The 10,729-nt window shown below is 76.6% G+C and carries 9 protein-coding genes; 6 read left to right on the forward strand and 3 right to left on the reverse strand.

Annotated elements, in window-relative coordinates; genetic code table 11:
• Nucleotides 1-23: 23 nt before the first annotated feature.
• Nucleotides 24-881 (reverse strand): PAC2 family protein, encoded by an 858-nt coding sequence (locus AB6N23_RS06345; protein WP_412865248.1) that lies wholly within the window; start codon nucleotides 879-881, stop codon nucleotides 24-26.
• 179 nt (nucleotides 882-1,060) lie between these two features.
• Between AB6N23_RS06345 and AB6N23_RS06350 the strand changes: the two genes are divergently transcribed.
• Nucleotides 1,061-1,948, forward strand: a complete 888-nt coding sequence (locus AB6N23_RS06350; protein ID WP_412865249.1) for a hypothetical protein — start codon at nucleotides 1,061-1,063, stop codon at nucleotides 1,946-1,948.
• A 263-nt stretch (nucleotides 1,949-2,211) separates the two neighbouring features.
• The gene (locus tag AB6N23_RS06355; RefSeq protein ID WP_412865250.1) at nucleotides 2,212-2,865 is read left to right on the forward strand and encodes an HAD family hydrolase; all 654 of its coding nucleotides are present in this window, start codon (nucleotides 2,212-2,214) and stop codon (nucleotides 2,863-2,865) included.
• Nucleotides 2,866-2,930: 65 nt separating this feature from the next.
• Here the strand turns inward: AB6N23_RS06355 and AB6N23_RS06360 are convergent, their stop codons facing one another.
• Entirely contained in the window at nucleotides 2,931-3,761 is an 831-nt protein-coding gene (locus tag AB6N23_RS06360; protein WP_412865256.1) for a RecB family exonuclease, read from the reverse strand.
• 251 nt (nucleotides 3,762-4,012) lie between these two features.
• Here AB6N23_RS06360 and AB6N23_RS06365 point away from each other — a divergent pair, with 251 nt between their 5' ends.
• The 4 genes from AB6N23_RS06365 to dop all read left to right on the forward strand — a co-directional run bounded on the left by AB6N23_RS06365 (nucleotide 4,013) and on the right by dop (nucleotide 9,885).
• Nucleotides 4,013-5,140 carry a site-2 protease family protein gene (locus AB6N23_RS06365; protein WP_412865251.1) on the forward strand — a complete coding sequence of 376 codons (1,128 nt, stop codon included), beginning with the start codon at nucleotides 4,013-4,015 and terminating at the stop codon, nucleotides 5,138-5,140.
• Nucleotides 5,141-5,225: 85 nt separating this feature from the next.
• Nucleotides 5,226-6,365 (forward strand): tRNA (adenine-N1)-methyltransferase, encoded by a 1,140-nt coding sequence (locus tag AB6N23_RS06370; RefSeq protein WP_412865252.1) that lies wholly within the window; start codon nucleotides 5,226-5,228, stop codon nucleotides 6,363-6,365.
• A gap of 166 nt (nucleotides 6,366-6,531) precedes the next feature.
• Nucleotides 6,532-8,166, forward strand: a complete 1,635-nt coding sequence (gene arc, locus AB6N23_RS06375; protein WP_412865253.1) for a proteasome ATPase — start codon at nucleotides 6,532-6,534, stop codon at nucleotides 8,164-8,166.
• 111 nt (nucleotides 8,167-8,277) lie between these two features.
• On the forward strand, nucleotides 8,278-9,885 hold the full coding sequence (dop, locus tag AB6N23_RS06380; RefSeq protein WP_412865254.1) for a depupylase/deamidase Dop: 1,608 nt from the start codon (nucleotides 8,278-8,280) through the stop codon (nucleotides 9,883-9,885).
• 7 nt (nucleotides 9,886-9,892) lie between these two features.
• On the opposite strand, the gene AB6N23_RS06385 is transcribed toward dop, so the two are convergent.
• Nucleotides 9,893-10,729 (reverse strand): SCO7613 C-terminal domain-containing membrane protein (locus AB6N23_RS06385; protein ID WP_412865255.1); only part of this gene is annotated, 837 nt, incomplete at its 5' end.

Genomic DNA, 10,729 nt, shown 5'->3' on the forward strand with positions numbered 1-10,729 from the left:
CCGCGGCGGCGGACCCGGCGGGATCAGCCGCCGGTGCCCTTGTCGCGGCGCCGCAGGTAGCGCTCGAACTCCTGTGCGATGGCCTCGCCGCTCGCCTCCGGCAGCTCGGCGGTGTCCTTGGCCTCCTCGAGCTGGCGCACGTACTCGCCGATCTCGCTGTCGTCGCCCGCGAGCTCGTCGACGCCGTGCTGCCACGCCACGGCGTCGTCCGGCAGGTCGCCGAGCGCCACGGGCTCGCCGAGCAGCGACTCGATGCGGTGCAGGATCGCGAGCGTCGCCTTCGGCGACGGCGGCGCCGCGACGTAGTGCGGGACGGCGGCCCACAGCGACAACGCCTGCAGCCCGCGCGCCGCCGCCTCGTGCTGCAGCACCCCGACGATGCCCGTGGGCCCCTCGTACGTGTTCGGCTCGAGGCCCAGCAGCTCGCGCACGTCGGCGTCCTCGCTCGTCGCGTTGACCGGGATCGGGCGGGTGTGCGGCACGTCGGCGAGCAGCGCGCCGACCGTGACGATCGTGCGCACCCCGAGGCCCGCCGCGATGTCGAGCAGCTCGCCGCAGTAGCGGCGCCAGCGCATCGACGGCTCGATGCCGTGCACCAGCACGACCCGGCGGCCGGTGCGGGGCGTCGTCGTGACCGCCACGGCGGTGGTCGGCCACGTGATCTCGCGCGTCCCGTCCGGGCCGGGGCCGACGACGGGACGGTTCACCTGGAAGTCGTGGTACTCCTCCGGGTCGAGCTCGTCGACCTGCTCCGCGTCCCACGCGTCGTGCAGGTGCTCGAGGGCCGCCGTCGCGGCGCCACCGGCGTCGTTCCACCCCTCGAAGGCCGCCAGCAGGACGGTCTCGCGCGCCGGCAGGTCGGCCCCGGTCGGTTCGGTCACCCGCCCAGCCTAGGGCGCGGCGCCCCGACGGGTGCGTCGGCGCGCGCCGCCCGGACCCGCGCGTGGGCTGTCGCGCCTGCGTGACGGCTGCCATGCTCGCCCCACCAGACCACGCCGGTCCGACGAGGGGCCGGGGGTCGACGAGAGCAGGGGGAGCGATGCGTCGAGGTGTGCGTGCCGTGCTGACGGCAGCCGGGATGGTGTCGGGACTGGTGGCGGGGGTGGCGCTCGGTGCGCCCGCCGTCGCCGACGGGGGTGGGGCCGCCGCGTGCGGTGCGGGTGCGGACGGGTCGGCCGTCGCGCTGTCGGTGCCGTCGGGCGCGTCCTGCGAGGTGAGCGACGACGCGCTGCCGGGCGACGTGACCGTCGCGCCGGGCGGTCGGCTGTACCTGACCGGTGGGACGGTGGACGGCTCCCTCGTCGCCGGGGACGGCGCCGAGGTGGTGCTCGTCGACACCACCGTCTACGGCGGCGTCACGGCCCGGTCGGCGACGGTGGACGTGCTCGGCGGCACGGTCGCCGGCGACGTGACGCTCGAGGGCCGCGGCGCGCTCCAGCTGCAGGGCGTGTCCGTCGGCGGCGGGATCGCCGGCGAGGTCGAGGTGTGGGCCGCGTCGGAGAGCACGGTCGGCGGGGACGTCGACGTGCGCTCGTTCACGTCCGCGTCGGTCGACGGGTCGTACGTCGCGGGTCGCGTCACGCTGCGCCGCGGCGTGCAGACGGTCACCGCCTCGGCGGTCGCCGAGCACCTCACGTCGGACCTCGCCGAGGGCGCGACCGTGTGCCGCACCGACGTCGGCGGCAACCTCAAGATCAAGAACAGCCGGACCGCGGTGGTCCGCGTCGGGTCGTCGGCGCCCGCGCCCGACCTCTGCGACGAGGCGACCGGCGGCGCGCTCGACGTGACGGTCGGCGGCTCCGCCTGGTTCATGGACAACCGTCACTCGGTCCTGCTCGGCGCGCTGGCCGTCGCGGGCGACCTCGGGTGCTGGGGCAACACGGGTCCGCGCGGCGTCGAGCTCGGCGCCGTCACGGCCGGCGGGGTGCGCAAGGCCCAGTGCGCCTGACCGCGCGCTGAGCCGCCCCCGCGAGGAGGGCGGCGCGCGGCGAGGGGGTGACGTCCGGGCGGCGCCGGTGCGGGTCCGCGGGCCCGCGCCGTTAGCCTGGACGTCACCCCCGCGTCCCCGCCGCAGCCCGGCGGACGCCCGCGCGAGCCCCGGAGGCACCGCTGACCAGCACCGACGAGATCCCCGCCGTCCCGGCGACGGACCCGACCACCGACCGGCCCGTACCACAGCGCGCGGAGCTGCCCGCGGGTCTGCCCGCCGCCGTGCTCTGGGACATGGACGGCACACTCATCGACACCGAGCCGCACTGGATGGCCGCCGAGGTCGAGCTCGTCGAGGCGCACGGCGGCACGTGGACGCACCACGACGCGCTCGCGATGGTCGGCAGCTCGATGGCCGTGTGCGCCGCGGCGCTCCAGGAGCGGGGCGTCGCCCTCGAGGTCGCCGAGATCGCGCACGCCCTGAACAGCGCCGTCGGCGCGGCCGTGGCGGCGGGGATCCCGTGGCAGCCGGGCGCCCGCGAGCTCGTCGAGGCGCTGCACGCCGCCGGGGTGCCGCAGGCGCTCGTCACGTCGTCGTTCTCGGTGCTGGCCGAGCCGTTCGCCGCCGCCGTCGGTCTGTTCGACGTCGTCGTGGCCGGGGACCGCGTCCGTCGGCCCAAGCCGGACCCGGAGCCGTACCTGACGGCGGCGCGGCTGCTCGGCGTCGAGCCGGCGCGGACCGTGGCCGTGGAGGACTCGCGCTCGGGCATCGCGTCCGCCGTGGCGTCCGGTGCGCGCGTCGTCGCCGTGCAGACGGCCGCGCCGATCGCGCCGCCCGCCGGCGTGACCCGCACGGCGTCGCTCGCCGACGTGGACCTCGACGTGCTCGTGCGTGTCGCCGCCGGTCAGACGCTGGACCTGCGTCCCGCGGCCTGACGGGGTCGCCGCCGGCCCCGCCTCGGCTCCACCGCCCCGCTGAGGGTCGCGCCCCGGGCGCGCCGTCAGGCGGCGGGCGCGGTGTCCGGCACGACGCCCAGCGCGCGCTCGACCGCGCCCGGCGGCACCTCGGGCGGCGTCCCGCCGAACGCGGGGCAGCGGTCGCGGAACGCGCACCAGTCGCACAGCCGCGACGTCCGCGTCCGCCAGTCGCCGGACCGGGCCGTGTCCTGGATGCCGGCCCAGATGGACCGGACCCGGGTCTCGAGCGTGTGCATCTCGGGCTCGGTGGGCTCGTGCGCGATGACGACCCCGTCGCCGAGGTAGGCGAGCTGGAGCCGCTTCGGCAGGACGCCGCGCGTGCGCCAGACGACGTACGCGTAGAACCGCATCTGGAACAGCGCGCTGCTCTCGTAGCCGGCGCGGGGCGACTTCCCGGTCTTGTAGTCGACCACCCGGACCCACCCGTTGGGCGCGACGTCGACGCGGTCGATGACGCCGCGCAGCCGCGGCCCGTCCTCGAGGTCGACCTCGACGCGCAGCTCGCGCGCCCGCGGCTCCAGCCGCGTCGGGTCCTCGAGCGTGAAGTACGTGCTGAGCAGCCGCTCCGCCGACGCCACCAGCTCGGCGCGCTCCTCGTCGGTCGACAGCAGCGACGCGTAGGCCTCGGAGGAGGCGACCAGCGTGTCCCAGTGCACCGGGACGAGGGCGTGGGCGACCTCGGGCGTGCGCTCCGCGGCGGGCAGCTCGAACAGCGCCTCGAGCACCGCGTGCACGAGCGTGCCCCGTGCCGCGGCCGGCGACGTCGGCTCGGGCAGCCGGTCGACGACGCGGAACCGGAACAGCAGCGGGCACTGCAGGAAGTCGTTGGCCCGCGACGGCGACAGCCCCGGCACCGACGTCCGGACCTCGACCCCGGTCGCCGCCGGAGCGGGGTCGCCCGTGTCCTGCCCGACGGGAGCGGGGTCGGAGGAGGCGGCTGCGGGGGCGGGTGAGGGGGGAGGGGCGGGGGAGAGTGCGGTGTCGAGGGCCACGCGACGAGGGTAGGCGCCGGCACCGACACGTCCGGCCGCCCCGCGGGGCACGCGTGCGGCCGGCGCGGTCGGTGCGTCGGCCCCGCGCACGCGGCGGACCGTACGCTGGCGCCGTGAGCACCCCGCGTCCCGCGCGCCCGTCCGGCTGGGTCCTCGGGCACGTCGCGGGCGCGCCCGTCGTCCTGGCGCCCAGCTGGCTCGTCGCCGTGGTCGTCCTCACGGTCGCCTTCGCGCCGACGGTGCAGCGCTTCACGGGCCTCGAGCGCGGGCTCACGTACGTCGTCGCGGCCGTGTTCGTCGTGCTCCTCTTCGGCTCGGTGCTCGTGCACGAGCTCGCCCACGGCCTCGTCGCCCGCGCGCGGGGGCAGCAGCCGCACGCCTTCGTGCTCACCCTCATGGGCGGGCACACGACGTTCGGCGGCGCCGCGCCGACGCCCGCGACGGCGGCGCTCGTCGCGGCCGTCGGCCCCGCCGCCAACCTGGTGCTCGCGGGCGGCTTCCTCGTCGCGTGGCTCGTCGCGGCCGACGGCACCGTCCTCGCGGCGCTGCTGTGGGCGGGCGCCGTCGCCAACGGGTTCGTCGGCGCGTTCAACCTGGTGCCCGGCCTGCCGCTGGACGGCGGGCGCGTGCTCGAGGCCGGTGTCTGGGCCGTCACGGGCGACCGCCACCGCGGCGCCGTGGCCGCCGGCTGGGTCGGCCGCGCGGTCGCCGTCGGGGTCCTGGTCGTCGCGCTCGCCGTGCCGCTGCTCGAGGGCAGCCGGCCCAGCCTCGTGACGGTCGCGTGGTCGGCGTTGCTCGGCGCCGTCCTGTGGTCGGGCGCGTCGGCGGCCGTCCGCGGTGCCCGGACCGGGCGCGCCGTCGACGCGCTCTCGGTGCGGGCCGTCGGACGGCCCGCCGTGACGGTCGGCGCACGGGCGTCGCTCGCGCAGGCGCGCGCCGCCGCGCACGCGGCGGCCGTCCAGGAGGTCGTCGTCGTGGCGCCCGACGGGCGCGCGGCCGCGTACGTGGACCCGGACGCCGCCGCCCGCGTGCCCGACGCGCTGGCCGACGCGACGACCGTCGGCGCCGTGTCGTCGCCGATCCCCGTCGGCGCCGAGGTCGACGGCACGCTCACGGGGGAGGCCCTGCTCGCGGCGCTGAGCACGGCCACCGCGCACGGGCCCGTGGTGGCGGCCGTCGTCGAGGGGCGCGTCGTCGCGCTCGTGCGGACGGCCGACGTGCTGGCGGCGCTGCGGGCCTGAGCCGCCCGCGACCTCGTCCCCACCGCCCGTCCCGCACCCAGCCCGTGGCCGCCGCGCCGCGCACCGGCACCTAGACTCGCCCCCCGTGACCCACGACGACGCGCCCGTGCCCGCCCCGACCGGGGCCGCCCAGCGGCGCGGACCGTTCCGCGTCGGCGAGCGCGTCCAGCTCACCGACCCCCGCGGCCGCCTGCACACCATCACGCTGCACCCCGACGGTACGTTCCACACGCACAAGGGGTACTTCCGGCACGAGGAGCTGGTCGGCGCGCCCGAGGGGTCCGTGGTGCGCAACACCGCGGGGATCGAGTACCTCGCGCTGCGCCCGCTGCTCCCCGACCACGTGCTGTCGATGCCGCGCGGCGCGGCCGTCGTCTACCCGAAGGACGCCGGCCAGATCGTCACGATGGGTGACGTCTTCCCGGGCGCGACCGTCGTCGAGGCCGGCGTCGGGTCCGGCGGCCTCACCCTGTCGCTGCTGCGCGCCGTCGGCGACGGCGGGCGGCTGCTGTCGGTCGAGCGGCGCGAGGACTTCGCCGCGATCGCCCGCGGCAACGTCGAGACGTTCTTCGGCGGCCCGCACCCGGCGTGGACGCTGACCGTCGGCGACCTCGCCGAGCAGCTCCCGACCCTGGTCGAGCCCGGCACCGTCGACCGCGTCGTCCTCGACATGCTCGCACCGTGGGAAAACCTCGACGCCGTGGCGACGGCGCTCAGCCCCGGCGGGGTCCTCGTCTGCTACGTCGCGACGACCACGCAGCTGTCCCGGCTCGCCGAGGACCTGCGCGCCGACGGCCGGTACACCGAGCCGGAGGCGTGGGAGTCGATGGTCCGCGGCTGGCACCTCGAGGGGCTGGCGGTGCGTCCGCAGCACCGCATGGTCGGCCACACCGGGTTCCTGCTCACGACCCGGCGCCTCGCCGACGGCGTGGAGCCGCCCCAGCGCCGCCGCCGGCCCGCCAAGGGCAACTACCCGGTCGCCGAGGACGGCGCGCCCGCCGCCGACGCGACCCTGTGGTCGCCCGAGGCGCTCGGTGAGCGCGCGGTGTCCGACAAGAAGGTGCGCCGCGTGCGGCGGGACCTGCACGTCGCGCCCGACGACCTCGCCGGCGCGCCGGGCGACGTGCCGGACCACGTGCTCGGCGACGCGCGCGACGACGTGCTCGACGACGTGCTCGACGACGTCGCGGACGACGCGACGGCCGGCGAGCCGCGCGACGGCTGACGCGCGCCCGGCCCGGCGTCCCACCCTCCGGGACGCCGGGGACACACCCGTCCGTGCGGGTCCCCGTGGTTGACACCGGCGGTTAGGGTCGTCGGACCAGCTGGCACAGGGACGTGCAGGGTGGACCGGAAGGACGCTGCGCGACGCGGAACGGAGGGCCGACACCATGACGGAACCGGCTGCCCCTGGACACGACCTGCACCGCGAGCTCGCGGTGCTCGCCGCGAAGAACGAGCGCCTCAGCGAGGCCCTCGTCGCGGCGCGCGAGCAGATCCTCGAGCTCAAGCGGCAGGTCGACGACCTCGCCAAGCCGCCCGGCACGTACGCCACGTTCCTCGCCGCCCGCCCCGACGGGACGGTCGACGTCGTCTCCGCCGGCCGCAAGATGCACGTCGGCGCGAGCCCGACGCTCGACGTGCACCGGCTGCACCCCGGCCAGGAGGTCATGCTCAACGAGGCCCTGACGGTCGTCGAGGCCGGCGGCTACGAGCAGGTCGGCGAGCTGGTCACCGTCAAGGAGATCCTCGGCCAGGACCGTGCGCTCGTGGTGGGGCGCGGCGACGAGGAGCGGGTCGTGCGCTTCGCCGGCCAGGTGCGCGACGCCGGCGTGCGCGTCGGCGACGCCCTGACCATCGACTCCCGCAGCGGGTTCGTCTTCGAGGTCATCCCGCGCGCGGAGGTCGAGGAGCTCGTGCTCGAGGAGGTCCCCGACATCGACTACGGGGACATCGGCGGGCTCGGCCCGCAGATCGAGGCGATCCGGGACGCCGTCGAGCTGCCGTTCCTGCACCCCGACCTCTTCCGGGAGCACGGGCTCAAGCCGCCCAAGGGCGTGCTGCTGTACGGCCCGCCGGGGTGCGGCAAGACGCTCATCGCCAAGGCGGTCGCGCACTCGCTCGCCGCGACGGCGGCCGCCGCGCGCGGGGAGGACGTCACCGACGCGCGCAGCTACTTCCTCAACGTCAAGGGCCCTGAGCTGCTCAACAAGTACGTCGGCGAGACCGAGCGGCACATCCGGCTCATCTTCGCCCGGGCGCGCGAGAAGGCGTCGCAGGGGCACCCGGTCGTCGTGTTCTTCGACGAGATGGAGTCGCTGTTCCGCACGCGCGGCACCGGCGTCTCCAGCGACGTCGAGACGACGATCGTCCCGCAGCTGCTGTCGGAGATCGACGGCGTCGAGCGGCTCGACAACGTCATCGTCATCGGGGCGTCCAACCGCGAGGACATGATCGACCCGGCGATCCTGCGCCCGGGCCGGCTCGACGTGAAGATCAAGATCGAGCGTCCCGACGCCGAGGGCGCCCGCGAGATCTTCGCCAAGTACCTGACGGCCGGGCTGCCGATCCACCCCGACGACCTCGCGGAGCACGGCGGGTCCGCGCCAGCGGCTGTCGAGGCGATGATCTCGCGGGTCGTGGAGCGCATGTACTCCGAGAGCGACGAGAACCGGTTCCTCGAGGTCACGTACGCGAGCGGTGACAAGGAGGTCCTGTACTTCAAGGACTTCAACTCCGGGGCGATGATCCAGAACGTCGTCGACCGCGCGAAGAAGACGGCGATCAAGGACCTGCTCTCGACCGGGCAGCGCGGCATCCGCGTCGACCACCTGCTCACGGCGTGCGTCGACGAGTTCAAGGAGAACGAGGACCTGCCGAACACGACGAACCCCGACGACTGGGCGCGCATCTCCGGCAAGAAGGGGGAGCGCATCGTGTTCATCCGCACGATCGTCCAGGGCAAGAAGGGCGTCGACGCGTCCCGCACGATCGAGAACGTGACGAGCACCGGCCAGTACCTCTGACGCCGGCCCTCCGGCGCCCGCACCGCGGCGCACCGTCCCCGTCCCGGGGCGGTGCGCCACGGTGCGTCCGGCGGGGCGAGGTCCCCGTCGATCCCGCCTAGGGTGGGCGCCGTGACCGTGCGCCGCGTGATGGGCATCGAGACCGAGTACGGCGTCCTGCAGCCGGGCCGGCCGATGGCGAACCCGATGCTGCTGTCGAGCCACGTCGTCGCGGTGCACGCGGCGGCCCGGGAGGCGGGACGCACCCGCGCCCGCTGGGACTACGACGACGAGGACCCGCTGCACGACGCCCGCGGGTTCCACCTGCAGCGGGCGTCCGCGCACCCGTCGATGCTCACGGACTCCGCGACGGTCCCGGCGCCGTCGGGCGACGGCCCGCAGGAGATGCCCCGGGCCACGGTCGAGGAGTACGAGGACCCCGGCGCCGCGAACGTCATCCTCACCAACGGCGCGCGCCTGTACGTCGACCACGCGCACCCGGAGTACTCGTCGCCCGAGGTGACGAACCCGCTCGACGCGGTGCGCTGGGACCGGGCGGGCGAGCTCGTCATGCTCGACTCGGTGCGCGCGCTCGCGTCGAACGCCGCCCTGCCCGACGTGACGCTGTACAAGAACAACGTCGACGGCAAGGGCGCCACGTACGGCATGCACGAGAACTACCTCGTCGACCGCGGGGTGCCGTTCGCCGACCTCGCGGCGCGCATCACGTCGTTCCTGGTCACCCGCCAGGTGTTCACCGGCGCGGGGCGCGTCGGGCTGGGCCAGCGGGGGGAGACCCCGGGCTTCCAGCTCGCGCAGCGGGCGGACTACATGGAGGCGGAGATCGGCCTCGAGACGACGCTGCGCCGGCCCATCGTCAACACGCGCGACGAGCCGCACGCCGACCCGACGCGGTGGCGACGGCTGCACGTCATCATCGGCGACGCGACGATGCTCGAGGTCGCCACGTACGTGCGGCTCGGGACGACGTCGCTCGTGCTGTGGCTGATCGAGCAGGTCGAGGCGGGCGCGGTCCCGCGCGACGCCGTGCGGGCGCTCGACCGGCTGGCGCTGCGCGACCCGGTCGGCGCCGTGCACGCCGTGAGCCACGACCTGACGCTCACGGAACAGCTCGAGCTCGCCGACGGGCGGCGCCTGACCGCGCTGCAGGTGCAGGCGGAGTACCTCGCCGCCGTGCGGGCGGCGCTGGACGCCGCGGGCGGGTCGCCGGACGAGCAGACGGCCGACGTGCTGGCCCGCTGGGCGTCGCTGCTCGAGCGGCTCGGGACGGACCCCGCCTCGTGCGCCCGCGAGGTGGAGTGGCTCGCGAAGCTGCGGCTCCTCGAGGGCATGCGGCGGCGGGACCACCTCGCGTGGGACCACCCCCGGCTCGCGGCGGTCGACCTCCAGTGGTCGGACGTGCGGCCGGAGCGCGGCCTGTACCACCGGCTGGTCGGGGCCGGCGCCGTGGAGCTGCTGGTGACGCCGCGGGAGGTCGCCGACGCCGTCGTGCACCCGCCCCAGGACACCCGCGCCTACTTCCGGGGGGAGGCGGTGGCGCGGTACGCGGGCGAGATCTCGGCGGCGAGCTGGGACTCGGTCGTGTTCGACGTCGCCGGTGCCGAGACGCTCCAGCGCGTGCCGATGCGGGACCCGCTGCGCGGCACCCGCGCCCACGTGGGCGACCTGCTCGACCGCAGCCCCGACGCGGGGTCGCTGCTGGCCGCCCTCGGCGCCTGACGGCCGGTCACCGCATCGCGGCCACCACCCGGACGGCCTCGCGCGCCTCGCGCACCCGCCGCTCGTAGGTGAGCCCGAGCGCCAGCACGGCCGTGCCGCCGACGGCGAGCAGCACCCAGCCGTCGACGCGCGCGAGCGCGGTCGCGGTGACGGGGATCAGCAGCACCGCCGCTGCCGCGAGGGCCGCACCCGCCCCGAGCACGAACGGCGCCTGCAGGCGCCGGACCGCGCCGGCGAGCGTCGCGACGAGCGCGAGGACCAGCGTCGTCGTCGCCCGCCACGGCGTGGCGGCCACGAGCAGGCCGACGAGGGGCGCACCGACGGTCAGCGCGACGGGGACACCCAGCGTCGCCCAGGAGCCGGCGGTCGGGTCGCGGTGCAGCCGGCGCGCGCCGACCGCGGCGGCGACCAGGCCGACGAGCACGAGCGGGAGCTCCACCGGCTCCGGGCCGCCGCGCAGCGCCGCGACGACACCGGCCGTCGCCGCGAGGACCAGGCCGAGCCGCTCGTCGTCGCGCGCCCGGTCCAGGAGCGCGAGGGCCGCGCCGAGCAGGAGCACGGCGCCCGCCCGCCACGCGCCGGCGCCGGTGCCGTCGACGGCGACGAGGACGGGCACGACGAGCAGGGCGACGACCGCGGCGCGCGGCGCGGCCGCCTGCAGGGCCCACCCGGGCGACGTGCTGCGCGCGAGGACCACCGCCACGGCGACCACGGCGGCGGCGACCGCCGCGGGCAGCTCGACGGCGAGCGGACCCGGACCCGCGGCGGCGAGCGGCCCGCCCGGCCCCGCGCCCGCCCGGGTCACGACGACGGCCGTCAGGGCGTCCGCCCACGGGCCGAGCAC

It is taken from the genome of Cellulomonas pasadenensis (assembly GCF_047229365.1).
Lineage (GTDB): Bacteria > Actinomycetota > Actinomycetes > Actinomycetales > Cellulomonadaceae > Cellulomonas.

What these genes read in the sequence shown, in the direction of transcription:
- arc (WP_412865253.1), top strand. Translation starts at nt 6,532, where the DNA reads ATGACGGAACCGGCTGCCCCTGGACACGACCTGCACCGCGAGCTCGCG.